A 25,342-nucleotide genomic window follows, 5' to 3' on the forward strand; every position below is an offset into this window, starting at 1 on the left:
TACTAGGTTTCCTAGCGCGGATTCTAGGACCACGGCAACGCTGAGAGCGAACAAGCATCACGAGGCTGTAGGCTGATCCTCCGTGAAATCTTCGCAGAACCCCCGATCCCGCCGCCTGTCCACCCTGACGTGGGGAGCCATTCCGGTGGTGTTGACGGGAGCCCTGCTCAGCGTCGACCACATCCCCGGCACCGACATCACCCTGTCGGTGCCCTACGCCGCCGAAGGACCAGGCCCTACCGTGGACACATTGGGTGAAGTGGAAGGGGAGCCGGTGGTCAACGTCGAGGCCCCGGAAACGTTCCAGCCGCAGGGGCATCTCAACATGACGACGGTCTCCGTGCGCACCAACATGACGCTAGCGCAGGCCGTCGGTCGGTGGCTTTTCACCGATGACACCATCGTCCCCATCGGCAGCGTCATCCCGCAAGGCAAGACGGATGAGGAAGTTCAGGAAGCCAATCAACAGGCTTTTACCCAGTCTGAGTCGGCGGCTACCGTCGCCGCCATGGACTACCTGCACAAGCCCGTGCGTATCGAGGTGGCTCAGGTGCTCGATGACAGCCCCGCTGCGGGCGCGCTTGACGACGCCGACATCATCACCGCCGTCAACGGCGACAAGGTCACGGAGCCTGGCCAGATACAGGAGAAGATCCGCGCTCTTAAGCCCGGCGATGAGGTGAAGCTGGGGATTATTCGCAAGGGCGAGGAAAAGACAGTCCCGGTGACCCTCGGCGCACACCCAGAGCACGACGACGTAGCTTTGCTGGGCATCCTCATGACCTCAGTGCCCACCGAAGACATCACCGTGGATTACAACCTACAGGACATCGGTGGACCGTCGGCCGGAATGATGTTTACATTGGCGGTGATCGACAAGTTGTCCGATGAGGATCTCACCGGCGGCCGGTTTGTTGCCGGCACGGGCACCATCGGTGAGGACGGCGAGGTCGGCCCCATTGGTGGCATCGTCCACAAGGTACACGCCGCGCAGGAAGCGGGCGCCGAGCTCTTCCTCGCACCTGCAGATAATTGCGCGGAGGCGGTCAGCCGTGGCACCGGCGACATGGTGGTGGCCAAGGTCCACACGCTGGATGACGCCATCACAGCCATGCACGACTTTGCAGAGGGCAAGCCCGTCGAGACCTGCGAAGGCTAGCCCTAAAGGAAGTTGCGGTCCTAGACCAAGCCAAGCTCCTTGAGGCGCTCTTCCGGATCGTCCTGGTCCGTGGAGATCATCTGCTGCATGATGAGGCCTTCGTCGTTGTCCACGACGGTGAGGATGGCCGTGTTGCCCAGCATGGACCAGCCCACCACGCGGTTGCCACTGTCCTCGATGACGCGGGAGCTGCGCAGCTCGGTGAGAACCTGGGTGGTCTGGGAAGCCTTGGTCTTGGACTTGAAGAACTGGAACTGTCCCACCTCGGAACCGGAGCAGTTGAAGGAATCCGTCACGCCGTTGGGATCGCAGCGGTCGAACTGAGCGAAGATCTCCTCCGGGACGAGCCCACCGAAGATCTCATAAGCCTGCTCCACGGAATCAGTGAATGTGCCGCTTGGTTCAGAGGACTCGCTGGAGTCCTTGTCTTTTCGGTCGGCGGGGTTGCGGGTGGAGGATTCTTCCTCCGCGTCCGAGCTGGTCTCAGTCTCGGATGCGGCAGGAGAGAGCGTCTCGGATTCCTCGGCAGTGGTTGCCGGGGCCGGCGCGCTGGATTTCTCCGCGGCTGCAGTGGTTTCTTCGCTTGCAGGAGCCGGCTCGGGGGAGGGCGCATCGTCCTTCCCACATGCGGTGAGCAGGCAGCCGGTGGCAAGCACGGCCGATGCTGCGGCGGTGAAGCGAGATGTCAAGCGCACGAGAGACTCCTCTATCGATTCCGTGCCCAGCCCCGAGAGCTGAGCGTTAATGGCCACTGCAGACTGAGTTTAGTCGATGAGAGGTTGAGCCGATTAGAGCATCTCCTCCGGATCTTGCTCCAATCCGTAGCGCAGGGCGGCGATGACCCCCGGTGCCACGTTCGGGCCGCCGCGCAGCTGAATATCGTCCTGCGCGAAGGGGCCAGCTTCTGCCAGTTCCTCCTCCGTGGGGCGCAGCTGAAGAAGCGTGAGTTCGGCGCCGTCCTCGTCGATATCCTCCGAATCGGCTGTGGAACTGCCGGCCATGGCGGTAGCCCGCAGGACTCCGGAGAAGAGGCGCGCGGGGCGGGCGTCGCCAAGCGCGGCGTCCGCGGTGTCCTTGAACATGATCTCCTGTGCCAGGATGACGCCGGCGATCTCCCGCGGCCACGCCAGCCGCGAGACGTAGTCCGCGAGGTGCTCCGAGCCCGGCTCGATGCCCTCCGGCAATTCCTGCACCACGAGGGTGAGGGGAGAGGAGTCGTCGACGTCACCGAGCTGTGCGGCCACCAGCTCAGTGGGGACGAGAGCAAAAAGGGTAGGAGGTGCATCCCAACCCTCGGCGTGGATGAAATCCACGGCCTCGCGCATGGCCTTGTTGAGCGCGCGGTGTACAGCGGGCTGGGAGGAAGGTTGGGAACTCATAAGCGTCCTTGTTCGTTGACGGTCATAGTGCTTCTCTAGACTAGAAGCTTGATACCTCTATATTCGCACGACACTTGATTGGAGCTGGAGTTGGCTTCCGGACTCAACCGACCCACCGCCCCGATGAAACGTCCGCCCAAGTTTCTCTCGTGGGTTGTCGCCATCATCGCGGTCCTCTTGTTCATTGGCCCCATGCTCGTGGGCTTCTACACGGATTGGAAGTGGTTCGGCGCGATTGAGTACCGCGGGGTCTTCACCAAGACCCTGATCATGCGCATCGTGCTCTTCGTCCTCTTCGGACTAGTGGCGGCGGCCGTCACCTACGTAGCGGGGCTCATTGTCTGGCGCGGGCGCGGCGATTCGATGGACATGGCGGATTTCAATTCCCCGGTTTATCAATATCGCAAATCCATTGAAAGCACGATGAGGGTCTTCCTCAAGGTCATCCCGGTCCTCGTTGGTGTTGTCTCTGGCCTGCTGGGCCAGGCAAATTGGCGCACCGTCATGCTCTTTCTGAACTCCCACGATTTTGGGGTGACGGACCCGCAGTTCAACCACGATCTCGGCTTCTACGCCTTCCGCCTGCCGGTGTGGTCGATGCTGGTCAGCGCTGCTTCCATGCTGGTTGCCGTGTGCTTCCTCATCGCACTCGTGGGGCATTACATTCTCGGTGGCATTCGCCTGGGTAACCGCGCCTCGGGTGTGCGTGGTTCGCTGTCGAAGTCGGCGCGAACTCAACTTGCCGTGACCGCCGGAATCTGGATGCTGCTTCAGGTGGCTGGATACTGGCTGGGCCGCTATGAGTTGCTGTATAACCAGCACTCGCTGTTTACGGGTGGTTCCTACACGGATATCAACGCCTACCTGCCGGCGAAGATCATTCTCATGATCATCGGCGTGTTCGTGGCCGTGGCGATTTTCTCTGCCGTCGTGATCAAGGACTTGCGCATCCCCGGCCTGGCCGTGGTGCTCATGGTGCTGTCTTCCTTGGTTATTGGTCAGGGCTGGCCGCTCATCATGGAGCGCTTCTCCGTGAACCCGAACCGCCAGGCTAAAGAGGCGGAGTCCATCTCCCGCAACATTGAGTCCACGCGTTTTGCTTATGGCCTCACCGATGACAAGGTGACCTACGAGGAGAACTGGGGTGCTGACGACGTCTCCGATGACAAGGTCGCCTCCGATGACTCCACCATTTCCAACCTGCGCCTGCTGGACCCGGACATTTTGGCGCCGACGTTCACCCAGATGCAGCAGCTGAAGAACTTCTATGGCTTCCCAGAGACGCTGGCGATGGACCGCTATGAAATCGACGGTGAGCTGCGTGACTTCGTGGTTGCCGCGCGCGAGCTGGATCCCAACGAGCTGCAGGAGAACCAGCAGAACTGGATCAACCGCCACACCGTGTACACCCACGGCAACGGCTTTATCGCCGCGCAGGCAAATACCGTCGATGAGGTGGCTCGAGATGCCGGTTCCGCCCGCGGTGGTTTCCCCATCTTCACTGTTGCTGACCTGCAGACCCAGGCGGGCAAGGACGCCGAAGGCGAGGGCGAGACCAAGAACGCTGAGGAATCCCTTGGCATCAAGGTAGACCAGCCGCGCACCTACTTCGGCCCTGTGATCGCTAGCGCACAGGACGGCATGGATTACGCCATCGTGGGCAAGACCGGCGATAAGCCGGTGGAATACGATACCGATACCTCCACTTACACCTACGACGGTAAGGGCGGCGTAGACATCGGAAACATCGTCGACCGCACCGCCTACGCCCTGAAATACCAGGAGCTAAACTTCCTACTCTCGGACCGTGTTGGCTCGGAATCCAAGCTGCTCTATGACCGCGATCCGCGCGAGCGCGTGGAGAAGGTCGCCCCATGGCTGACCACGGATTCCTCCACCTACCCGGCGGTTATCGACGGCCGCGTCAAGTGGGTCGTGGACGGTTACACCACGCTGGATTCCTTGCCGTACTCGCAGCGCACCTCCCTGACGGAGACCACCCAGGACACTCAGAACCCGACGGGCACGACGCAGCGCTTGGTCAACGACCAGGTGGGCTACATCCGCAACTCGGTCAAGGCGACTGTCGACGCCTACGATGGCACCGTCGATCTCTACGAGTTCGACACCGAGGACCCCGTGCTCAAGGCGTGGGAGGGTGTGTTCCCGGGCGTCGTCAAGCCAGAGTCGGAGATCTCCGACGAGCTGCGTCAGCACCTGCGCTACCCGGAGGACATGTTCAAGGTGCAGCGCAATCTGCTGGCCAAGTACCACGTGGATGACCCGGGCGTCTTCTTCAACAACGATGCCTTCTGGTCCGTGCCGGAGGACCCCACCGCCGGTGAATCTCAGGGACTGAACCAGCCGCCGTACTACGTGTTGGCAGCCGACCCGGAGACCAAGAAGCCGAGCTTCCAGCTCATCACTTCCTACCGTGGCCTGAACCGTCAGTTCCTCTCCGCACACATGGCGGTGTCCTCTGACCCGGACAATTACGGCAACATCACCGTGCGCGTGCTGCCGACGAATACCCAGACCCAGGGCCCGAAGCAGGCACAGGACGCGATGATGTCTTCCGACCAGGTGGCGCGTGACCGCACGCTGTGGCAGGGCTCGAATGACCTGAAGAACGGTAACCTCTTGGCGCTGCCGGTGGGGGATGGGGAGATCCTCTACCTCGAGCCGATTTACTCGCAACGTAAGGGCCAAGAGTCCGCGTTCCCGAAGCTGTTGCGCGTGCTGGTCTCTTACAAGGGCCGTGTGGGCTATGCCCCGACCATCGGTGAGGCCCTCGACCAGGTTGGAATCGACCCGAAGGCCGCTCAGAACATCACGGAGATCGAAGGCGATACCGGCAAGGACGGTGACCAGGCCGGAAACGCTGGCGGTGACAAGAAGGATGCGGCTGACTCCAAGGACTCCGACGCTTCCGCACCGGCCTCCGCTCCGAAGGCATCGAGTGAAGGCGAGGCTATCGACGCCATCAACAAGGCTCTCGATGGCGTGGACAAGGCTAAGAACGGTTCCTTTGAGGAGTACGGCAAGGCCTTGGACGAGCTGGACAAGGCAGTGGAGGAGTACCGCTCGCTGCAGTCTCAGTAGTAGCTCCGCATAGTCCAGAAAAATGGCGCCTGCCCAGGGGATTTGGGTAGGCGCCATGGCGTCTGTATAGTTACATGAGTCGCCGGCACACGGGGTAACAATCCCAGTGATTAACCACAGTGTGCTGAAGCGCTTGATGTTCGGAAGTACATCTCGACGCGGGGTGGAGCAGCTCGGTAGCTCGCTGGGCTCATAACCCAGAGGTCGTAGGTTCGAATCCTGCCCCCGCTACCAACTTCCCGCCCCTACCAGTGGAAACACCGGTAGGGGCCTTTTCTGTTTTGTGCTGGAATCGCCATTTGGGGCTTTGAATCCTGCACCACGTAGGACTTCGCCGCTCCCCCCAAGCCATGCACTTAGAAAGTAAAATCTTCTCGCTGTACGGTATCGTCGGTACGCTCAAAGATCGAAGCGCAGGATTACAAGGACTACATTCTCGGCTTCATCTTCTATAAGTTCCTGTCCGACCAAGTAGAGCAGTTCATGCTCAATAACGACGCTGAACCGGAAGACCTGCCCGATGCGCTCGTTGAGACCGACACTGACACCGTGGCCCTGGTGCGTAACAACTTGGGCTACTTCCTCACTTACGAGAACCTGTACTCGACGTGGCGGGACATGGGTAACGACTTTTCCATCGCTCACGTGCGCGACGGCCTGGCTACCTTCAAGCGCAACATCGCCCCGGAGCACAAGCACGTCTTCGAGGGCATCCTTAACACCCTGGACACCAGCCTGTCGAAGCTGGGCACAACCGACGCTGCCCGTACCTCAGCCATCAAGAAGCTACTGGACCTTATCGATGACATCCCCACTGATGGCAAGCAGGGCTATGACGTGCTGGGATACATCTACGAGTACCTCATCGAGAAGTTCGCGGCTAACGCGGGCAAGAAGGCAGGCGAGTTCTACACCCCGCATGAGGTCTCGCTCATCATGAGCAACATCGTCGCTGACCACCTCAAGGACCGCGACGAGATTCAGATTTACGACCCGACCTCCGGCTCTGGCTCCCTGCTGCTTAACATCGGCCATGCCGTCGCCAAGCGCATGGGGGACCCAGACCGTATTAAGTACTTCGCCCAGGAGCTGCGCGAGAACACCTACAACCTCACCCGCATGAACCTGGTCATGCGCGGCGTGAAGGCGGACAACATCGTCGCCCGCAACGGTGACAGCTTGGCCCATGACTGGCCGATGTTCGACGAGTTCGACCCGGTACAGACCTACCAGCCGCTCTATGTGGACGCCGTAGTCTCCGACCCGCCCTACTCCCAGAAGTGGGAACCCGAAGGCAACGAGGCTGACCCGCGATTCGCACGGTTTGGTCTAGCTCCGAAGACCAAGGCCGACTACGCCTTCTTGCTGCATGAGCTGTTCCACGTCAAACCCGACGGTATCCTCACCATCGTCCTGCCGCACGGCGTGCTGTTCCGTGGCAGCTCGGAGGCCGACATCCGCCGCAATCTCATCGAGGCCAACCACATCGATGCCATTATCGGCCTGCCTTCCAACATCTTCTACGGCACCGGTATCGCGACCATCATCATGGTGCTCAAGCAAGAACGTGACCGCGATGACGTGCTGTTCATCGACGCCTCGCAGGGCTTCATCAAGCAGGGTAAGTACAACCACCTGCGTGCCCGCGACATCCAGCGCATCGTCGATGCCGTCCGCAACCGCGTTGACGTGCCACACTTCGCTAAGGTCGTGACCCGCGACGAGATTCGTGCCAACGACCACAACCTCAACATCCCGCGCTACGTGTCCGCCACCCTGCCGCCAGAGTCTGTAGACCTGTACGCCACCATGCACGGCGGCATCCCCACCAGTGAGATTGCCGCCTTGGAGCACTACTGGACCGCCCTACCGGGACTGCGTGAGGCGCTGTTCACCGAGAAGGTAGAAGGCTACGCGGAGCTGAAGACCGCCAACCTGCGCGAGACCATCGACAAGCACCCTGCAGCCCAGGCACTGCGTAACCAGGTTGACGCTGCACTATCCGACCTCCCGGAGAAGCTGCACGCGCTGCTGGTGGACGGCGCGGCCACCGTGCCCATTACCACCACCGAGGACCAGCTTAAGGCAGACCTGTTCGACCGACTCGACCCTGTACCGTTGGTTGATGCCTACGAGGGCTACCAGGTACTGCATGACAGCTGGGTCAAAACCGCCGGTGACCTAGAAGTCATCCAGACCGAAGGCTTCGATGCCCTGCGGGTCAACCACCCCGTGATGGAGTGGAAGACCAAGGAAAAGAAAAAGGTCTATGTCCAAATCGGATGGGACGGGCGCGTTGCTCCCAACGAGTTGGTGCAGACCTTCTACCTGGCGCAACAGAAGGACCAGGTAACGCAGCTAAGTCGCGACGTGGACACAGCTGTATCTGAGCTAACACAGCTTGTCGAGGGCTTAAGCGAAGTCGACAAGACCGACCTGACCGAGATACTTAACGACAAGCAGGACGCCTTCAAGAAGACCGAGCTGAACAAGGCCATCAAGGACCTGCCGAAGCTGGCCAAGGGCGAGACCTGGCCGGAGGACAGCACTGAGGCTGCCATGCTCAGCGCCAAGGCACTTATCGCCCAGCGGGACAAGCTCAAGAAGAACCTCAAGGCTGCGCAAGAGCAGTTGGAGAAAGACACCTACGCGACCATTGAAGCGCTTACCGAAGCGCAGGTCGATGAGGTGCTCACCGCCAAGTGGATTACTTCACTTATGGATGACCTGCGCGAAATCCCTGGTCACGTGCTTGCAGGCCTGGCCGGCCGCGTCCAGGCGCTGCACGACAAGTACGCCGTCGCGCTGACCGACCTCGACGTGAAGATTCGCGAGACGGAGCAAGAACTCGCTGGCCTACTGAGCGGGCTTACCGGCAACGCCGCCGACATGCAGGCCGTGGCTGCACTCCAGGAGCTGCTGGGCGGTGGTCGCGATGCATAGTCACAACGTGCCCGCACTGCGCCTGGAGGGCTTCGATGGTGAGTGGGAATTGAAAGCCATTGGAGACCTCAGCGAAAGGACTTACGGTGGCGGTACGCCATCTAGCGATGAACCGGGCTACTGGTCCGGGGACATCCCTTGGATTCAATCCTCTGATGTTGCGGAGCAGGGGGTCGCCCCGGTCGCCCCTCGTAAGCACATCACCGAGGAAGCTATTTCACGCTCTGCTGCTATGCAGATTCCTGCCGACTCTGTTGCAGTCGTCACTCGTGTTGGCGTTGGCAAGGTCTCTTTTATGCCGTTCCCTTACGCCACCAGCCAGGACTTTGTATCGCTATCAGACCTTTCCGGTGACCCTGAATACATCGCTCTTACTGTTAAGCGGCGTATGGAGGGACTCGCTGACCAGCTGCAGGGTAGCACCATCAAAGGTATCACGAAGACTGAGCTGTTCAATCAGGCTGTTTATTTCCCGCCCGCTCTCGAAGAACAGTAGGCCATCGGCGCTATCTTCACCAACCTCGACGATGCCATCAACCAGCACACCAAGAAGCACCAGGCCCTGCAGCAGGCCAAAACTGCTCTCATGCAACGGATGTTCCCGCAGGAGGAGGGGCAGACGGTGCCGGAGTTGCGGCTGGAGGGCTTCGACGGTGAGTGGAAGACGACAACACTGGGTGAACTCGGCTCGTTCAAGTCAGGCGTCGGATTCCCGGAACGTGAACAAGGCGGGGAAGCAGGCCTACCTTTCTACAAGGTATCGGACCTCTCCGCACCAGGGAATGAGCTGCAACTGCGCTCCGCCAACCACTATGTGACGGAGGAACAGATTGTTCGTAATCACTGGGTGCCTGTAACAGCTGTACCTGCGATTCTGTTCGCCAAGGTTGGTGCTGCTGTCTTCCTAGGGCGCAAAAGACTCGCTACCGATACATTCCTCCTCGACAACAATCTCATGGCGTTTTCCTTGGACACCAAATCTTGGGATGTTCAGTTTGCCGATACCTACCTCAAGACGGTGGACCTGACCCGATTCACTCAGAGCGGTGCTTTGCCGTCACTGAACGCCCGTCACTTGGCAGAGGCGGCGGCTACCATTCCACCCACCCTTGAAGAACAACAGGCCATCGGTGCAGTGTTCACACGGCTGGACACGCTCATTGCTACCGAGGCCAAGTACATCGAGTCCCTTAAGCAGGCCAAGGCGGCGCTGCTGCAACGGATGTTCATCTAAGGAGCAGCTATGACCACACCATTTCGTTCTGAGGCTGAGTTCGAGGCGGTACTCATCGACCTGCTAACCCGCCACGGCTGGAGCAAGGAGTTGCTGCGCTTCCCGACAGAGCAGCAGCTCATCGACAACTGGGCGAACATTCTTTACGCCAACAACCGGGGCCGTAACCTGCTTGGCGACGTGCCGCTCACCGAGGGCGAGATGGCGCAAATCATCGAGCAGGTCAACAACCTGCGTACGCCGCTGGCGCTCAACGAGTTCATCAACGGTAGCACCGTGACCATTACCCGAGATGCACCGCAGGCCGCCAACTTCGGCTCTGAGGTTAGCCTGAAAATCTACGATCGCCTAGAGATTGCCGGTGGCCAGTCGCGCTACCAGATTGCCGTCCAGCCGCGCTTCCAGACCGCCAATGAGCTGCTGCCCACCCGACGTGGCGACTTGATGCTGCTCATTAACGGTATGCCGGTCTTCCACATCGAGCTGAAGCGCTCCGGCGTGCCGGTCTCCCAAGGTGCGAACCAGATAGCCAAGTACGCCCACGAGGGCGTCTACCAGGGAATCTTCTCACTGGTGCAAATCTTCGTCGCCATGACCCCAGAAGAGACGATCTACTTCGCCAACCCGGGCGCAGGCAAGTTCAACCCGGACTACTTCTTCCACTGGGCAGACTTCAACAACGAGCCGCGAATCCGGGCTATCTGGAGCGCTGGGTCGTGCGCGCGGATGAAGTTAACCCGGACGGCGACGTCGCGCTGTCGCAGCAGGCGGTCGACGAGTTCGTGATGGCGCCGTGCGTCCGCTGCGGTTCGGAGCTGCTCAAGCCGGACGTCGTCTACTTCGGCGAGCCGGTTCCGGTGGAGCGGCGGGACGCCGCGCGTGCGCTGCTTGCGGACTCGCGCTCGCTGCTTGTCGCCGGTTCGTCGCTCGCCGTGATGAGTGGCTATCGCTTCATGCTCGACGCGCTCAAGCAGGGCAAAGAGGTCTCTGTGGTGAACGGCGGCCCCGGACGCGGCGACCCGAAGGCGACGACGCTGTGGCGCACGCAGGTAGCGCCGGCTTTTGATGAGCTACTGGATCTGCTTGATGTGTAAGGCTGGGGTACGGCAGGCCTAAAGCTTCTCGAAGTACATGACTGCGGTGTCGGTGTTTTTCTCTGGTGCCGGGGGATCGGTCTGCTTGCCTCGCCACAGGGGGCTGATGCCTGGCATGAACCAGGCGAGCAGGGCAACGAGAACCGCGATGACGATGGCGGCGGGAGTTGCATATTCGAGCGGCACGAACCAGTATCCGGCCGCGCACAAGGCGATGATGATGCAGACCCACAAGGGGACTAGGACGCCGAGGTTGAGCCGCCGCGTGGCGCGGTATTCGGCCCAGTCTTCGCCGGGGAAGCGAGTGCGCGCTTCGGAGCGAATCCGACGCGCGGTCTTGTGCTGTTGCAGCACCGAGGCGATGAGGGTGAAGGCCACGCCGGCGCCTGCAACGAGCATGTCTGCGGTGACGGCTCCATAAGCTGCAATCGCGAGCGCGAGAGACAGCGCAAGGCGCTCGGAGACGCTGAGAGGTAGCCCACGCGTGGGGTCTACGTCGGGATACAGATTTTTGAAGGCGCTGGTAGACGACGATGTCATGACCGAATGAGGGTGTCCTTTGTTGGGGGTTGCTTACCTAATCTAGGTTAGTATAGCCTATACAAAACTGCTTAGGTATGTGTAGCCTAACTTCTGATTCTTTTTGTTCATCGCATCAATACTTCATGAGGACTCTCTCCGTGATTCTCCGTCGAATATTGGGCACTCTTGCTGCCAGTACTCTCATCGCACTCCCTTCGGTCGCGCTCAACGCTCCTGTCGCCTCGGCTGCCGGCACTTGCTCCTGGAATTGGGGCATTAAGCAGTCCTACCGAAGCTATATCCAAGGCCAAGTCGCCAAGGGCCAGTGGGAAACGGACGGCATTGGTTTTACCGGTTCCGAAACCGGCGCAGACGGTGCTTTTACCTTCACTCCGGGCAAGGCTTCCGTAAACGGCGATACCGTCACCGTCCCCTTCGGCGGCGTCATCCACTTCACTGGACACAACTACGGCGGCGACGATCTGTTGGATATGACGCTGACAGACTGGCAGATTCAGGCCTCCGGCAACCGGGCGGCGATCGTGGTGGATTACGTCTCTTATGAATCTGACATGGTGGATAAGTCCGCACGCGGCCCGCAGATTACCGGCGATAACGTGGTCATCGCGGGGATCGATCTAGATCAACCCGTCGACGCGTCCGCGCACACGCTCGACCTTTCCGGCGACGTCACGCTCACCGACGAAGGACACAAACTCTTCATTGCCTATGAGTCGGGACAGTCGATGGACCCCTCGTCAGGGACCGTGGCCACGGATGGCAGCTGCGGCGGGTCCTCTGGCGGTTCAGGCAGCGGTTCGAAGTCCTTGGGGACAATCTCGGGCACGTTTACTGGTCGCAATGCAGAAGCCATGGCGATTCTGAAGGAAACGAACGACACCATGAATGGCCTGACCACCTTCATGGGCAACACGGAGTCCTTCCTAGACCAGCTAGAATCCTTCCGTTCTCGCACGGAAGCCGCCACGGGCACGACCACCAGCACTACCACTAGCACCACGAGTGGTTCAGGCGCGTCGGGAGCCAACACTTCGGGCACCGCGAGCCCTTCGGGTGCTTCGGGTAGTACTTCGAGCACTTCGGGTAGTACTTCGGGCAGTACTTCGGGTACTTCCGGCACTACTGGTGCTACTGGAACCACAAGAACCGCGCGGCCACAGGACCCCGGGTCCGCGGCTAGTGATGGGCAGTCAGAAACCTGCGTAGCCACGGGCGTGCAGGCTGCGACCGCCGAGTGGGGTGTCAAGAAGTCCTTCCAGTCGTATATCACCGGCTCCATCGCCAAGGGCGCCTGGACGCTCGACGGCGTAGGGTACGACAACTCGCGTTTCCAGTTCACGGGCACCGGCGGAGATGTGGATACTGCGGCACAGTCAGGTTCCATCCGCTACGGCGGCGCTATGCATTTTACCGGCCACAACGGAGTCCTCGATCTCAATATCGCGAACCTGGAAGTCCGGTTCAACGGGACGAGCGGTCAACTCATCGCCGACGTGCGTTCCTCCAACATGGAGGGCGAGCGCAAGGACTTTGGACGCACGGTGCTCGGAGACGTGTCGTTTAGCCTGCTCGACGTGAGTGACTCCGCCGTCGACGGCGAAGCCACCGTCACGCTGACCGCAGCGGGCAATGATGCGTTCGCGAATTTCTATGAGCCGGGCACGACCCTTGATCCGCTTTCGTTGCATGCACAACTTGGCGGATCCGGGGACTGCGCCGGGGCGAGCGGAACTACGGCACACACTGGTGCGGCGACGACCTCCGGCGGTCAGAGCGCTGCGGCGGCAAAGCGGGCGGCATCGGAAAGCTCTGCGGGAGACGGCCCGCAGGCCGCGGCCGGCACGAGCACGTCTGGTTATGAAGACGGCAGCGGCAACTTCCAGATCAAGAAGGCCGCGGCCGCGGGCTCCTCGCCGGAGGCGAGCACGTGGCTCCTGCTGCTTATCGCAGGCCTCGCCATCGCCGGCGGTTCCATGGGCTCCGTCGTCCTGCGCAACCCGGCGTAGCGCACCCCTTGTTACCCAAGACTTGAGAAAGGATACGTTTCGCATGAAACGACTTTTGGTGGCGTTGGCGTGTGTCTTCGCCCTCACAGGGTGCGGCGTCCAAGGCGCCTATGAATCCCAAGACGCGCAGCTGCGCGACGCCCTCCCAGACGCGCAGTCGGCCAAAGACCCGCGCTCGTTTACGGGTGTGTCGAATGTGACGGACTTCGAGGATGTCGTCGCGGTGGCGGAGTCGCCTACTCCCGCGCTGCCGGTAGAGCTCACGGATGCTGACGGCTACGACGTCTCCGTTACGGATGTGTCCCGAATCGTGGCATTGGATCTCTACGGTACGTATACGAAAACCCTCGAGGGCCTAGGGCTTACGGACAATATCGTGGGTCGCACGGTGTCGTCGACGGAAAACGCTATCGCCGATCGCCCCGTCGTGACCCAGGGCGGACACAACATCAACGTGGAAGCCGTGCTCGAACTCCGGCCCACGCTGGTCATCGTCGATCATTCGATCGGCCCACGCGACGCCATCGACCAGATTCGCGCCGCAGGGGTGACCACCGTGGTCATGGAGCCGAAACGCACCATTGACTCGGTGGCCGAGGACATCACAAACCTGGCCGCGGTCGTGGGTCTGCCAGACGAAGGCGAAACGCTGGCCAACCGCTCCGTCGAAGAAATCGAAAAAGATAAGGCGGCCATCGCAGACATCGTGCCGGAGGAGCCAATGCGCATGGCGTTCCTCTACGCGCGCGGCAACGGCGGCATCTTCTTCATCATGGGAGAAGGCACGGGTGCCAAGGACCTCATTGAGGGTGTGGGCGGCGTAGACCTCGGCACCGAATACCACCTCTCTTACGCCGAACCTGCCAACGCCGAATCTTTGGCAAAGATTAACCCTGAGGTCATCATCATGATGACGGGCGGCCTGGAGTCGACCGGCGGCGTCGAAGGCCTCCTCGAGCGCCCCGGCATTGCACAAACCACCGCGGGCCAAAAGCAGCGGATCGTGACCATCCCAGACGGGCAATCGCTCGCCTTCGGGCCCTTGACCGGACAGACCCTTCTCAAACTTGCGCAGGCAATCTATGACCCAGACAATGCTTAAACCGGCGGCCCCCACGGAGGTTTTCGCTCGGCGCTCCCGCCTGCGGGTTGGTGTATTCGTATCGCTTGGGGTGCTGCTTGGTGTCGCCTTCATCCTGTCGCTTGCGCTGGGGCAGTACTACGTCGCGCTGGGTGACTTGGTGCAGATTATGGCCGCGGGCCCTGGCGGTGGCTTGACGGCCAACGTCGTGTGGCAGATCCGCCTGCCGCGCATTCTGCTCGGTTTCTTGGTCGGCGCGTGCTTGGGAGTGGCGGGCACGCTCATGCAGGCCGTGTTCGCCAACCCGCTGGCTGAGCCCTCCATCGTGGGCGTGACCTCCGGTGCCGGTGTAGGCGCGGCCGTGGTAATCGTCTTTAATATCTCCGTCCTGGGTACCTTCACGGTGCCGCTCGCGGCGTTTGCTACGGCGCTGCTGGTTACCGCGCTGATCTACCAGTTGGCGCGCTCACGAGGGCGTGTGGCGGTGGTCAATCTGATCCTGACCGGCATTGCTATCAACGCGGTGTGCAACGCCATCATCTCCTTCATGATGTACCTGGCGCCTACCGCGAACCGCGAGCAAATCATCTTTTGGCAAATGGGTTCGCTCAACGGTTCCCAGTGGAAACACGTGTGGGTGGGCCTCCCCATCGCCCTCCTCGGGATGGCCATTGCGCTGCGTCTTGGCCGCCAGCTAGATGTGCTCGCGCTGGGCGAGCGCGCCGCGGAACACACTGGCGTCGACGTCAAGCGACTGCGCATTATCGCCATCGCTGCCTCGGCGATCCTTACCGCCGGCGCAGTTGCTTTCGCCGGACTTATTGGGTTCGTCGGCCTTATCGTGCCGCACCTGCTGCGTACGATCATCGGCCCAGAAAACAGGGTCTTGCTGCCGGCCTCTGCGGTGGCGGGCGCCGTACTCATTGGCTTTGCCGACGTCGCTGCGCGCACGCTCATTCCTTTCGCCGACCTTCCCATCGGTATCTTTACCGCGCTCGTGGGTGGCCCCACCTTCTTCGTGCTGTTGCGCCGGATGATGAAGAAGGGAATGCATTGATGATTAACGTTGCGAATCTTTCCGTTTCGATCGGCGAGCGGAACCTGCTTTCCGATGTCTCCTTTGTCGCCCGCCCAGGGGAGGTCACCGGCCTCATCGGCCCGAATGGTGCGGGCAAGTCCACGCTGCTGGCGGCCATCGCCGGCGATATTGATTACACCGGTTCCGTTTCCCTCGTGGGGCAGGATCCGGCGGTGTCCTCCCCAGGGGCGTTGGCCCGTGCGCGTGCGGTGATGCTGCAGGACGTTACTGTGTCCTTCCAGTTTCTCGTGCGTGATGTAGTGGCCATGGGCCGGCGCCCTTGGGAGGGCACCGCCAGGCAGGCCGAGGACGACGCGATCATCGACGCAGCGCTTGCGGCGGTGGATGCGACGCACTTGGCCGGCCGCGATATTGCCACGCTCTCTGGCGGGGAGCGTGCGCGTGTGGCGTTGGCCCGTGTACTGGCGCAGCAGACCCCGGTGATTCTTCTCGATGAGCCGACTGCGGCGCTGGACATCCGCCACCAAGAACAAGTCTTGGGATTGGTGCGCTCGATCGCGGCGCAGGCTGGAGTGGCGGTGCTGGTGGTACTCCACGATTTGGGCGCCGCTGCGGCCTATTGCGATCACATCGTGTGCCTAGCAGACGGGGCAGTTGCCGCCGCCGGCCCGGTGCGCGAGGTCTACACCGACGAGATTTTGTCGCAGGTCTATCGCTGGCCCATCCAGGTGAGCAAGGCAGACGGCCACATCTCAGTCCATCCCGCGCGATGTCAGGTCGCCGATCCCGAGCAGTCTTTTGTCGATCTACTTAAGGAGTCTTAACTCATGCGTATTGTCTCTTCTTCTCTCGCGCTGGCGCTGACCGCCTCGGCGCTGACCGTTCCGGCAGCCTTTGCTGCCGATGCCCCCACCTGCGCCCCTGGCCAGACCCTGGAGACCCGCATTGTCTCCGGAACTGTGAATTGGGGCATCAAGGAATCTTTCCGCAACTACATCACCGGCCCCATCGCGAGGGGTGGGTGGACCACGTCCGGCGCGGTAACGCAGGACGAGGGTAACAAAGGCGGAGCAGACTTTCAGTTCCACTTCGAGGTGGATCCTTCTGCGTCCTCGGTGAGCCTGGGCGAAGACGGCACCGTCACGAAAGCCGATATTCGAACCAAGGATTCGACGCTGGAGTTTGAGGGCCACCACGGTGCGCTGTACACCAAGATGCTCTCGCCTTATGTCCTCACGGAGGCAGGGCAGGCAAAGGCGGGCACGTCCTACGAGGGCTACTACGTGCCGGGCAAGGGCATGACGGAATACACCCCGGAGGACCGCACGGAAGAAAACAAGAAGTCGGGCACGGATACCTTCGCTGAGGGCAATGCCGCATGGTCGAAGGACGGCGATATGCTCACGCTGAATGCGACCGACGTGACGTACAAGCCGAAGGCGGGTACCTACTACGATCGCGAGTCGAAGATCCAGCACATCGAGGGTATCGACGTGATCTTCATGGGCATGTACAACGAGAGCTACAAGCCGGAACTTGATGATGCACAGGTGACCTTGAAGACCGCGTCCGAGTGTGTGGGTCCTGCCGATGAGGGCACCGAGACCACCCCAGGGGAGCAGGACGAGCCGGGCCGCGACGAGCAGGGCAAGGACCAGGCAGGAGACCAAGGAAAGACTCCTGAGAAGGACCCAGAGAAGAAGCCGGAAAAGGGGCGGGATCAGAACCAAGGCGGCACGGATAACAAGGGCGAAGAAGGCTCTTCTTTTTCCAACGTGTGGAATATCGTGTTGGCGCTGACCGCTCTGGGCGGCATGTTTGCGGTCATCGGCGGCGCCATCGTGCAGTCCGGCGTTCTTAATCCCCTGCTGGCGCGCCTGCGTTAGCGAACCTGCACGGGTCTATTCCGAGTCGGCGTGACCCGCGTTGGCAAGGGCGTGGCTTTGGGCGTCGTGAGGATTGTCCAGGGTGGGGGAGAGCTGTTTGAGCACCGTGCGCACGATGGCGCGCACGCGCTTGTCCATGGGCATATCCATGTGTGAGACGACGGCGCGTTTGTCGACGTCTTGCACATAGACATTGCGCACCGTTCCGTCGGGAGTGTCGCCGGGATCCAAGAAACAGGTTTCCGGCGGCACGACGATGGAGTCTTGCTTAGTGGCCACGCACGTGTAGCTCACACCGGGGGCCAGGTCACCGTTGCGGTTGAGCTCCTCCAGCGTCGCGCTGCCCACGATTTGTTCCATGCCGGCTGGGCCGAAGTAAGCGTCGATGATGGAGCGCATGACGTGTTCTTGGCGGCGGCTGGAAATCAACGAGCTGACGATTCCACCTTGGGTGGTGCCGTGGTTGGGCGCCGACAGGCAGATGATGTGGCGCACGCGGTCCACCGCATCGTGGTTATGCATCCAGTAGCGGGCGACGATACCGACTTGAGAGTGTCCGATGAGCACGACCTGTTCCGCGCCGGTGACGGCTTGGACCGCGTCGATATACGCGCCGACCTGATCGGCGGAGGCGGCGATGGGGCCGGTGGCGCGGGCGCCATAGTCCGGTGCGAACACGGTCCAGCCGTCCTCGCGCAGCTCGGAGCCGAGCAGCTGCCATACGCCTTTCGTATCCGTCGTCCCGTGGATGAGAATGATGGGCCATGGGTGGTCTTCATCCGGGCGCGCTGCCCAGTCGTCTTCGAAAACGCCGCGTGGCTTCAGGCGTGCGCCGAGCGGTAGCGATGCCAGGCGTGCCGCGGTCTCTGCCTCGTGGTCGTCGCCTGCGGACCCGCGTGGATGGCGAAAGTCGAGGTCGAAGAAGCTGCGGCGCTCGGCACGCAATAGCTCGGCGATTTCGTCGGCCACTTCCTCGCGCAAGGCGTTAGCGGGCGCAGGGGTGGTAATGCCGTGGCGCGGAGAGTCTGAAACTTGTTCCGCCGCCGGTGTCTCCGGCAGGCCTTCGGTGGCGTCGTAGCTGACGGAAGGGGGAGTCGGGTCTGAACGCCAGAACCGCCCGAGTCCCTCGGAGATGAGGGTTTCGAGTTCTTTGAGCGGTTCTTTGAACGAATCTGTTGCCATAACTCTCATCCTATTTCGTGCCGCGATACATTAATTTTTCGGAATTATTAGTGGTAACGGTGATATTTCGCGGGATCGCGGGAGAAAGTTCTCGTTCCCCCTTGACCATCCAACTAAAGGTTTATAAACTAAGCCTTGCCTAATCACGGGCGGTTGCTTACTAGGAAGGTCGCGCTCCACTTCCTTCTTACGGTAAGTGCCGAAAGATTAGTCATGGGGAGAAGGCCCGTCAGCGCGCAGCTGACGGGCCTTCGTTTATCTCTGGAAGTGGTAGTTGGGGGACGAGCCCAAATTCCTGCGCCTACCGGCGTGCTCGCGAGCTTTCGCTACGTCTTTTCTTCCCCCGCGCGCCTGCGCATGGAAGTCTTCGGCGGCCTCGCCGTCGCCCTCGCGCTTATCCCCGAGGTCTTAAGCTTTTCGATCCTGGCGGGGCTGGATCCACGCGTTGGACTCTTCGCGTCCGTCATCATGGCAATCTCCATCTCCTTTACTGGTGGTCGTCCTGCCATGATCTCCGCCGCGGCCGGCTCGGTCGCGTTGGTCATTGCTCCCTTGTCTGCCTCCCACGGTCTGCAGTACGTCCTCGCGGCGGTGCTGCTGGCGGGAGTCCTGCAGATCGTTCTCGCTTTCCTCGGGGTCGCCAAGCTCATGCGTTTTATCCCGCGCTCCGTTATGACTGGCTTCGTCAACGCGTTGGGCATCATGATGTTTACCGCGCAGCTGCCGCACCTCATGCACGTCCCGTGGATCGTCTATCCCCTCGTGGCGCTCGGTGTGGTCATCATGCTTCTGTGGCCGAGGCTCACGGAGGTCGTCCCCGCCCCGCTCATCACGATCCTCGTCATCACAGTGCTCGTCGTCGTCTTCCGCTGGGACATTCCGGACGTCGCGGACCAAGGCGAGCTACCCACGAGCCTGCCGGGCTTCGTTTTCCCTGACGTGCCGCTCACGCTCGACACGCTCACGCTCATCGGCCCGTACGCGGTAGGCGTGGCCCTCGTCGGCCTCATGGAGTCGCTGCTCACAGCCAAACTTGTCGACGACATTACGGACAGCCACTCGGATAAAACGCGCGAGTCCCTCGGTCAGGGTATTGGCAACGTCCTTGCGGCGAGCATCGGCGGCATGGGCGTGTGTGCGATGATTGGCCAGACGATGATTGGCGTCAAAGCTTCTGGTGCTCGCACGCGCCTGTCGAGCCTGCTCGCTGGCATCTTCCTCCTCATTCTCATCCTTGTGTTGGGCGATACCGTGGGTGCGATTCCCATGACTGCGCTTGTCGCCGTCATGATCCTCGTCGCCGCGGACACGGTGGATTGGCACTCGGTGCGCACCATCCACCGCATGCCGCTGTCGGAAACGCTGGTCATGCTCGTGACGGTTGTGGGGACATTGGTTACTCACAACCTGGCGGTCGGCGTCATCGCCGGCGTGCTCACGGCCATGATTGCGTTCGCGCGTCGCGTCGCGCACCTCACCCAGGTCGAGCTCGTTGCTTCCGATGCCACCCGCGCCGCGTACCGCGTCACCGGCCAGCTTTTCTTTGCTTCGTCCAACGACCTTGTCTATTCCTTTGACTACACGCTGGGAGTCTCTGAGGTCGATATCGACATGTCGGCTGCGCAGGTATGGGATGCCTCGACTGTGGCGACGCTGGATGCGGTGCGTGAGAAATACGCGCAGCGCGGCGTGACCGTGGATATTCGGGGTCTTGATCCGGTCAGTCAGCAGCGCCTCGACCGGCTCTCGGGCAATTTGGGGGACTAAAACCTGGGGGAGAGATGTGCGCTGAGCATGGGGGTGCGACGATTAGTCATACTTTCGGTCGAATATGCGTCACTGTGGGCATGAAGTATGGCATAGGTCTTGATATGTAAGGCTTGCCTTGTTTAGACTATCCACATTAAGGTTAGGCAAGCGTTACTTAATCAGGAGGAATTTGGCCATGACCGTTGCCATGACCACGACGCCGCTTTCGCAGATGCTGCGTGAGGAAACCGCGCGAGCGCACGCCAGCGCAGAGGGCTCAGATTTTATGACCCGCTTGATGGCGGGTGAGCTCAGCGCAGAGGCACTCGCCACCTTTACTGGGCAGTTGTGGTTTATCTATGAGGCGCTTGAGCGCGCGGTCCGCACGGTAGCGGATACTCGCATCGCCGGAGCGGTGGCCGACCCCCGGTTGGAACGCCGCGATGCGCTGGAACTCGACCTCGCGGAAATGTACGGCCCGCAGTGGCGCGACGAGGTGCGTATCCTTCCCGCCACCGCACGCTACGTCGCGCGCCTGGAATCGCTCGATACGCCGGGATCGGAGCCCCGGGTCGTTGCTCACCACTACGTGCGCTACCTTGGCGATATCTCGGGTGGGCAGGTTATTGCCGCGCGCCTGGGGGCTCTCTACGGTATCGACCCGGATGCGCTCAATTTCTATAACTTCGCGGCGATTGGCAAGATTCCGCCCTACCGCAGCGCGTACCGCAAGGCGCTCGACGAGCTCGCGCTTTCTGATGCCCAGCGTGCCGCTCTCATCGCCGAGGCACAGGCCGCCTTCGCGTGTAACTCGGCAGTCTTCGCCGAGCTAGCGAAGCTGTATCCGGGCGCAGCGTAGCGCCGGGTTCACTATTTCCTCTCTTCCCCCTTCTTGTTTTATCTGTATTTCTAAAGTGACCTGGAGGTCTGTCGCGTGAAGAAAATCTCTTCTGCTTCTCTCGCATCTGCTCTTATCGTCTCTGCAATGGCTGTTCCGGCTACTGCTGCAACGCAGGACCTGACGGCGGGTACATTCGCCTGGCCCATCAAGACCTCATTTATGGAGCATCTTGCTGGCCCAATGGCAGCTGGCCGTTGGACGACCACGGATGGGGCGACGTATAAGGACAATCAGCTGCTCTTTCCGGTCAACGTCGCTGAGACGACGTTAGATGCGGACGGCAACGGCACCATCGTCCTTGACGGTTCGGCGCATATCGTGGCCTACAAAGGCCTGGGCGCGGGCGGCTCGGCCGGCCTCGATCTCACCTACTCAGATCTCAAGCTGCAGGTGCAAGGCACGAAGGTCGAGCTCGTTGGAGACTACGTTTTGTCCGGGGATCCGGGCGATAAGGGCGCGCAGGTCGACAGGGATGGCGATGATGACGTGCTGGTCACGTTCACCCTCGATGCCCCCATCGCGGTTGGGACCGATGTGAGCGCGCAGGATCGCCAGGCCACCGCGGGTGCAGGCCTGGAGGGCTCGCTACTGCGCTATAAGGAAGGTCAGATACTTGAGGGCGGCGACGTTGATCTCGTGCTGGACTTCGCTGATGGCAAGGATGCCGGGGTAGTCGAGGGGCATAAGTCGACGGGACTTGCCCGGGCTTCCGCGCAGTTGGGAACGCTGAGCTCGGAGGAACCGTCGAGCGAGGGTATCGGCATCCTCGTGGGGGTGATTGCGGGCGTTGTGGCGCTCGTGGGTACCGCGGTGGCAGGGATGCCTTTGGTGCTTGATGCGCTCAAGCGGGCGGGCATCCGACTCTAGTTCGATTGCTTCCGTTTGTGTGGATTCGGGCGTTGATCAGGTTGTGGTAACTTAGGTTACCGTGACCAAAATTGTCTTTGGCCTGCATGTTTGGGAACCCTAACCTAGCTAGCGGCATTTTTGAATATCTGTATTATGGGAGACTATACCGCCGGAAACCCGTTGGATAGCCGTCGGAAAAGACAGAAATTTACCTATTGAACAGGTACCGAAAGGCAAGGATATTCAATGAACGAGAAGCTGCAGAGCCTGCTGAACGCACAGGTTATTAACGAGCACGGCGCCGCCCTCATCTACACCCAGCTGGCCTACGAGATGGATGATCTTTCCTTCCCGGGCATGCGTGACTGGTTCTACGCTCAGGCTGCGGAAGAGCGCGAGCACGCTCAGAAGTTTGCCAACCACCTCCTCGCACGCGGTTACCGCGTGGAGCTCACCGATGTCCCGGTTCCGTCTGTGAAGGCCGCGACCCCGCTCGACGCTTTCGAGGCTGCCTACGCACACGAGCAGAAGGTCTCCGAGCAGATCCGCGAGATCGCTCGTACCGCTGATGAGGTGAAGGACCTTGAGTCCCGCCAGATCGTGAACTGGTTCCTCGACGAGCAGATTGAGGAAGAGGACACCGTCACCGAGATTATTGACCAGATCAAGCTCGTGGGCAACGATGGCTCCGGCCTCCTGCGCATCGACGCCACTCTGGGCTCCCGCGCAAAGTAGTCACGCGTGGCCATCAAGGCCTAGCTAATACACAAAGGTCAAGGGACAGTGACCATGCGGTAACAAACCCATCAAGATTGTCCTAATATCTCCCACCAACCCCATGGTTGGTGGGAGACTGCGTTTTATATGTCTATGAAGCAGAAAACCTGGACCGTGGTCGTGCTCCTCGCGCTCGCCGTCGCCTTGGGCGTCGGCATGGCGTTGAGCAGTACGCACGTTGCGCTCGGCACTTTTCTGCTTGGTGCGGCACTCATGCTGGGGCCCTTCGCGGGGGCGGGTCTCTTTCTTTTTGCTGCGCTCATCGCGGTGAGCCTGCCGCAGAAGTCCATTGCGTCAGTCGGCGGCGCGCTCGTGCTTGCCGCCGTGGGCTTGGTGATCTTCACGCCGCTCGGCATCATTCCGGACGCCATTGTGCCGCTGTATGCAGGAGGCGCGGCGCTGGGTGCCGTGGCGGTGCTGCTCGTGCCCACGGGGCTGCCCGGACGCTTGTTCCGTTTCTAGAACTCTGTCGTTTTGGGACGAGTCTGCGCGGCTTTCCGTAGTCTGGATGTATGTCGACGTATCTTTTCGATTTCTACGGAGTCTTGCTCCGTCATCGCCCACCGGAGCCGAAGGAGGCGCTGCTACGTCTCGTCGGTGCCGAGGATCCGGCCGCTTTTTGGACGGCGTATAACGAATTGCGCCCGGCCTATGACGCGGGCGTGGTGAGCGACGAACGCTGGTGGCGCCAGATGCAGGTGCGCCTAGGCCTTCCGGACTTCGATATCTCTGAGGCCGTCGCTCAGGACTTCGAGCCGTGTACGGCGCCGGACCTCGACGTCGTGGGGTCGCCCAGGAGTTGCTTGGCGCGGGCAATGCGGTGGGCGTGCTGTCCAATATTCCGGTGGGACTCGGTCGTATGGTGCGCGAGCGCAACGACTCGTGACTCAAGGAATTCACCGCCGTGGTGCTCAGTGGCGAGATTGGCGTGGTCAAGCCCGACAAGCGGGCCTTCGACGTGGCGATGGACGCGTTGGGTGCGAGTGCGAAAGACACACTCTTTATTGATGACACCCAGGGCAACGTCGACGCAGCACGGGCGGCAGGGCTGCGCGGGTATCTCTACGACGGCAACCTTGCCGAACTGCGTGCGGAGTGCGGGCTGGCCTAGGCGGCGCGCACCTTCGCGGTGTTCAGCTCAAGCGGCGTGCGCAGGAGCGGGTCGAGCGCGACGGCGCGGGCGATGGAGCGGACGATCTCCTTGTGGTTGGGGATCATGCGCAGCTCCGTCGCGGACGCGAGATCGGGGTCGAGCTCGCCGCGTGCGGCCGAGGCAAAGAGCTTCGGCGCGGTGGGCACGTCGTAGAAGGCGGAGCCGGCGATGACCACGGTGTCGGGGCGGTGGGCATCGATAAGCTGGGCCGTAAGGCGGCCGAGGTCGGAGGCGCGCTGGGCAAGGACCGAGGGGGCATCGGCAGCCTCAGCGAGACGGGGCGCAAGCGCGGCGTTGACGAGGGTGTCGCGTGGGTCGGCGCCGTCGAACTGTGGGAGCTCGATGGAGGCAACGCCGTCCTCATCGGACAGGGCGGCGCCAATCGAGTCATCCGCGAAGAGGACGAGCGTGCGGGCTTCGTCGCCGAGAGGAGCGGCCTGCGTCTCCGAAGCGAGGATGGCGGGCACGGCCGGGGTGACAGTGACGGGGACGCCGAACTGGAAGTCGAGGCGTCCTGCGATATCCATGCCGTCCCAGCCGAGGTTGGCCGCGTGGACCTTGCCTTCTTCGTCGACGGAGCCGGAGGTGGTCACGCCGACGGAAACGAGTGTGCGGTCGACACCGGTGGTGAGCCGGTTGACGCCAGCGATGACGTGCTCGACGAAGTCATCGGGGCTGAGCTTCGAGACCGGGGTGGGAACGTTGTCTTCGCGGATAATGCGGCCGCGGGTGTCGTAGAGGCCGATATACGTCGAGGTGGTGCCGACCGCGATGCCGGAAAGGAGCCAGCCGTTATCGGAGGCCTCGAGCGGAACCGTGGGGCGGCCGCGACCTTGGGAGCGGGTGAGGTCCGTGCGCTCTTGGATGAGGCCGGCCTTGAGGAGAGCGGCGGTGGCGCGGGTGATGGTGGGCTGGGACAGTCCGGTGGCCTCCACGAGCTCGCTGCGCGTGATGATGGGATTGAGGCGTACGAGGTGGAGACGGGCCTGACCCCCGGACAGTGGACACGTCGGGGGTTAGCTATGCTGCTTGGGTCAGTGTAGCTGATGTGAGTGCTTCGAAGTCATCGGGGGCTAGAAGGTTGCACCAGGAATGCCGTCTGCGCGTGTTGTAGCGCATGCACCATCGAAAGACTTCTTGGCGGCAGACGATGGGATTGTCAAAGACTTTCCGATCACGCAGGACTTCACGCTTTAAGGTGGCGTTAAATGATTCTGCCAGGGCATTATCAGCACTCGTTCCCACCGCTCCCATGGATTGGCGAA

Annotated in this window: 22 protein-coding genes, 1 tRNA gene and 2 pseudogenes; 19 read left to right on the top strand and 6 right to left on the bottom strand. The window is 61.4% G+C overall.

Annotation, left to right across the window (positions count from 1 at the left end):
* The first annotated feature begins 82 nt into the window (after positions 1-82).
* Entirely contained in the window at positions 83-1,159 is a 1,077-nt protein-coding gene (locus HMPREF2912_RS10940) for a YlbL family protein (protein WP_070684159.1), read from the top strand.
* Positions 1,160-1,179: 20 nt separating this feature from the next.
* Here HMPREF2912_RS10940 and HMPREF2912_RS10945 read toward each other — a convergent pair whose 3' ends face one another.
* Complete coding sequence (locus HMPREF2912_RS10945) at positions 1,180-1,854, bottom strand: beta-N-acetylglucosaminidase (protein WP_070684161.1); 675 nt, start codon at positions 1,852-1,854, stop codon at positions 1,180-1,182.
* Positions 1,855-1,947: 93 nt separating this feature from the next.
* On the bottom strand, positions 1,948-2,538 hold the full coding sequence (locus HMPREF2912_RS10950) for a PPA1309 family protein (protein ID WP_070520224.1): 591 nt from the start codon (positions 2,536-2,538) through the stop codon (positions 1,948-1,950).
* A 123-nt stretch (positions 2,539-2,661) separates the two neighbouring features.
* Here HMPREF2912_RS10950 and HMPREF2912_RS10955 point away from each other — a divergent pair, with 123 nt between their 5' ends.
* The 7 genes and pseudogenes from HMPREF2912_RS10955 to HMPREF2912_RS10980 all read left to right on the top strand — a co-directional run.
* Positions 2,662-5,640 (top strand): UPF0182 family protein, encoded by a 2,979-nt coding sequence (locus HMPREF2912_RS10955; protein WP_070597329.1) that lies wholly within the window; start codon positions 2,662-2,664, stop codon positions 5,638-5,640.
* A 157-nt stretch (positions 5,641-5,797) separates the two neighbouring features.
* Positions 5,798-5,874, top strand: a tRNA-Met gene (locus HMPREF2912_RS10960).
* A gap of 168 nt (positions 5,875-6,042) precedes the next feature.
* A pseudogene (locus HMPREF2912_RS10965) lies at positions 6,043-8,583 on the top strand (type I restriction-modification system subunit M); the annotation flags it as partial.
* A 7-nt stretch (positions 8,584-8,590) separates the two neighbouring features.
* A complete protein-coding gene (locus tag HMPREF2912_RS13280) occupies positions 8,591-9,079 on the top strand; it encodes a restriction endonuclease subunit S (protein ID WP_232748495.1) in 489 nt (162 codons plus the stop codon).
* 90 nt (positions 9,080-9,169) lie between these two features.
* On the top strand, positions 9,170-9,817 hold the full coding sequence (locus HMPREF2912_RS13285; RefSeq protein WP_227485839.1) for a restriction endonuclease subunit S: 648 nt from the start codon (positions 9,170-9,172) through the stop codon (positions 9,815-9,817).
* A gap of 9 nt (positions 9,818-9,826) precedes the next feature.
* Complete coding sequence (locus tag HMPREF2912_RS10975; RefSeq protein ID WP_070524725.1) at positions 9,827-10,603, top strand: type I restriction endonuclease; 777 nt, start codon at positions 9,827-9,829, stop codon at positions 10,601-10,603.
* A pseudogene (locus HMPREF2912_RS10980) lies at positions 10,501-10,911 on the top strand (Sir2 family NAD-dependent protein deacetylase); the annotation flags it as partial. The gene HMPREF2912_RS10975 and the pseudogene HMPREF2912_RS10980, both read left to right, overlap by 103 nt.
* 18 nt (positions 10,912-10,929) lie before the next feature.
* On the opposite strand, the gene HMPREF2912_RS10985 reads toward HMPREF2912_RS10980, so the two are convergent.
* Complete coding sequence (locus tag HMPREF2912_RS10985) at positions 10,930-11,451, bottom strand: hypothetical protein (protein ID WP_070524723.1); 522 nt, start codon at positions 11,449-11,451, stop codon at positions 10,930-10,932.
* Positions 11,452-11,576: 125 nt separating this feature from the next.
* Here HMPREF2912_RS10985 and HMPREF2912_RS10990 point away from each other — a divergent pair, with 125 nt between their 5' ends.
* The 5 genes from HMPREF2912_RS10990 to HMPREF2912_RS11010 are packed head-to-tail and all read left to right on the top strand — an operon-like array spanning position 11,577 to position 17,466.
* Positions 11,577-13,460, top strand: a complete 1,884-nt coding sequence (locus HMPREF2912_RS10990) for an HtaA domain-containing protein (RefSeq protein WP_070524721.1) — start codon at positions 11,577-11,579, stop codon at positions 13,458-13,460.
* 43 nt (positions 13,461-13,503) lie between these two features.
* On the top strand, positions 13,504-14,562 hold the full coding sequence (locus HMPREF2912_RS10995; RefSeq protein ID WP_070532438.1) for a heme/hemin ABC transporter substrate-binding protein: 1,059 nt from the start codon (positions 13,504-13,506) through the stop codon (positions 14,560-14,562).
* Positions 14,555-15,598 (top strand): FecCD family ABC transporter permease, encoded by a 1,044-nt coding sequence (locus tag HMPREF2912_RS11000; protein WP_180963883.1) that lies wholly within the window; start codon positions 14,555-14,557, stop codon positions 15,596-15,598. Before HMPREF2912_RS10995 ends, HMPREF2912_RS11000 begins: the two co-directional genes overlap by 8 nt.
* A complete protein-coding gene (locus HMPREF2912_RS11005; RefSeq protein ID WP_070524714.1) occupies positions 15,598-16,404 on the top strand; it encodes a heme ABC transporter ATP-binding protein in 807 nt (268 codons plus the stop codon). Before HMPREF2912_RS11000 ends, HMPREF2912_RS11005 begins: the two co-directional genes overlap by 1 nt.
* Positions 16,405-16,407: 3 nt before the next feature.
* Positions 16,408-17,466: an HtaA domain-containing protein gene (locus tag HMPREF2912_RS11010; protein ID WP_070524713.1), complete on the top strand. Its 1,059-nt coding sequence runs from the start codon at positions 16,408-16,410 to the stop codon at positions 17,464-17,466.
* A gap of 15 nt (positions 17,467-17,481) precedes the next feature.
* On the opposite strand, the gene HMPREF2912_RS11015 is transcribed toward HMPREF2912_RS11010, so the two are convergent.
* Entirely contained in the window at positions 17,482-18,657 is a 1,176-nt protein-coding gene (locus tag HMPREF2912_RS11015) for an esterase/lipase family protein (protein ID WP_070524711.1), read from the bottom strand.
* Between the two features lie 348 nt (positions 18,658-19,005).
* Here HMPREF2912_RS11015 and HMPREF2912_RS11020 point away from each other — a divergent pair, with 348 nt between their 5' ends.
* The 6 genes from HMPREF2912_RS11020 to HMPREF2912_RS11045 all read left to right on the top strand — a co-directional run bounded on the left by HMPREF2912_RS11020 (position 19,006) and on the right by HMPREF2912_RS11045 (position 24,035).
* Complete coding sequence (locus HMPREF2912_RS11020) at positions 19,006-20,415, top strand: SulP family inorganic anion transporter (protein WP_070524759.1); 1,410 nt, start codon at positions 19,006-19,008, stop codon at positions 20,413-20,415.
* Between the two features lie 178 nt (positions 20,416-20,593).
* The gene (locus tag HMPREF2912_RS11025; protein WP_180963879.1) at positions 20,594-21,256 is read left to right on the top strand and encodes a biliverdin-producing heme oxygenase; all 663 of its coding nucleotides are present in this window, start codon (positions 20,594-20,596) and stop codon (positions 21,254-21,256) included.
* 126 nt (positions 21,257-21,382) lie between these two features.
* A complete protein-coding gene (locus HMPREF2912_RS11030) occupies positions 21,383-22,165 on the top strand; it encodes an HtaA domain-containing protein (protein WP_083299245.1) in 783 nt (260 codons plus the stop codon).
* A gap of 228 nt (positions 22,166-22,393) precedes the next feature.
* Positions 22,394-22,882, top strand: coding sequence for a ferritin (locus HMPREF2912_RS11035; protein WP_070524707.1), 489 nt, complete (start codon positions 22,394-22,396; stop codon positions 22,880-22,882).
* A gap of 135 nt (positions 22,883-23,017) precedes the next feature.
* Entirely contained in the window at positions 23,018-23,386 is a 369-nt protein-coding gene (locus tag HMPREF2912_RS11040) for a hypothetical protein (protein WP_083299238.1), read from the top strand.
* A 442-nt stretch (positions 23,387-23,828) separates the two neighbouring features.
* On the top strand, positions 23,829-24,035 hold the full coding sequence (locus HMPREF2912_RS11045; protein ID WP_070524703.1) for an HAD-IA family hydrolase: 207 nt from the start codon (positions 23,829-23,831) through the stop codon (positions 24,033-24,035).
* On the opposite strand, the gene HMPREF2912_RS11050 is transcribed toward HMPREF2912_RS11045, so the two are convergent.
* A complete protein-coding gene (locus tag HMPREF2912_RS11050; RefSeq protein WP_070532436.1) occupies positions 24,032-25,078 on the bottom strand; it encodes an ROK family transcriptional regulator in 1,047 nt (348 codons plus the stop codon). The genes HMPREF2912_RS11045 and HMPREF2912_RS11050 overlap by 4 nt on opposite strands.
* A gap of 19 nt (positions 25,079-25,097) precedes the next feature.
* On the bottom strand, positions 25,098-25,342 hold a 245-nt coding region (locus tag HMPREF2912_RS12765; protein ID WP_148139419.1), incomplete at its 5' end, for an integrase core domain-containing protein.

The sequence above is a fragment of the Corynebacterium sp. HMSC056E09 genome (assembly GCF_001813425.1).
GTDB lineage: Bacteria > Actinomycetota > Actinomycetes > Mycobacteriales > Mycobacteriaceae > Corynebacterium > Corynebacterium hesseae.

What these genes read in the sequence shown, in the direction of transcription:
- HMPREF2912_RS10950 (WP_070520224.1), bottom strand. Translation starts at nt 2,538, where the DNA reads ATGAGTTCCCAACCTTCCTCCCAGCCCGCTGTACACCGCGCGCTCAAC.
- HMPREF2912_RS10955 (WP_070597329.1), top strand. Translation starts at nt 2,662, where the DNA reads ATGAAACGTCCGCCCAAGTTTCTCTCGTGGGTTGTCGCCATCATCGCG.
- HMPREF2912_RS13285 (WP_227485839.1), top strand. Translation starts at nt 9,170, where the DNA reads ATGCAACGGATGTTCCCGCAGGAGGAGGGGCAGACGGTGCCGGAGTTG.
- HMPREF2912_RS10975 (WP_070524725.1), top strand. Translation starts at nt 9,827, where the DNA reads ATGACCACACCATTTCGTTCTGAGGCTGAGTTCGAGGCGGTACTCATC.
- HMPREF2912_RS10985 (WP_070524723.1), bottom strand. Translation starts at nt 11,451, where the DNA reads ATGACATCGTCGTCTACCAGCGCCTTCAAAAATCTGTATCCCGACGTA.
- HMPREF2912_RS10990 (WP_070524721.1), top strand. Translation starts at nt 11,577, where the DNA reads ATGAGGACTCTCTCCGTGATTCTCCGTCGAATATTGGGCACTCTTGCT.
- HMPREF2912_RS10995 (WP_070532438.1), top strand. Translation starts at nt 13,504, where the DNA reads ATGAAACGACTTTTGGTGGCGTTGGCGTGTGTCTTCGCCCTCACAGGG.
- HMPREF2912_RS11000 (WP_180963883.1), top strand. Translation starts at nt 14,555, where the DNA reads ATGCTTAAACCGGCGGCCCCCACGGAGGTTTTCGCTCGGCGCTCCCGC.
- HMPREF2912_RS11005 (WP_070524714.1), top strand. Translation starts at nt 15,598, where the DNA reads ATGATTAACGTTGCGAATCTTTCCGTTTCGATCGGCGAGCGGAACCTG.
- HMPREF2912_RS11010 (WP_070524713.1), top strand. Translation starts at nt 16,408, where the DNA reads ATGCGTATTGTCTCTTCTTCTCTCGCGCTGGCGCTGACCGCCTCGGCG.
- HMPREF2912_RS11015 (WP_070524711.1), bottom strand. Translation starts at nt 18,657, where the DNA reads ATGAGAGTTATGGCAACAGATTCGTTCAAAGAACCGCTCAAAGAACTC.
- HMPREF2912_RS11020 (WP_070524759.1), top strand. Translation starts at nt 19,006, where the DNA reads ATGGAAGTCTTCGGCGGCCTCGCCGTCGCCCTCGCGCTTATCCCCGAG.
- HMPREF2912_RS11025 (WP_180963879.1), top strand. Translation starts at nt 20,594, where the DNA reads ATGACCGTTGCCATGACCACGACGCCGCTTTCGCAGATGCTGCGTGAG.
- HMPREF2912_RS11030 (WP_083299245.1), top strand. Translation starts at nt 21,383, where the DNA reads ATGGCTGTTCCGGCTACTGCTGCAACGCAGGACCTGACGGCGGGTACA.
- HMPREF2912_RS11035 (WP_070524707.1), top strand. Translation starts at nt 22,394, where the DNA reads ATGAACGAGAAGCTGCAGAGCCTGCTGAACGCACAGGTTATTAACGAG.
- HMPREF2912_RS11040 (WP_083299238.1), top strand. Translation starts at nt 23,018, where the DNA reads ATGAAGCAGAAAACCTGGACCGTGGTCGTGCTCCTCGCGCTCGCCGTC.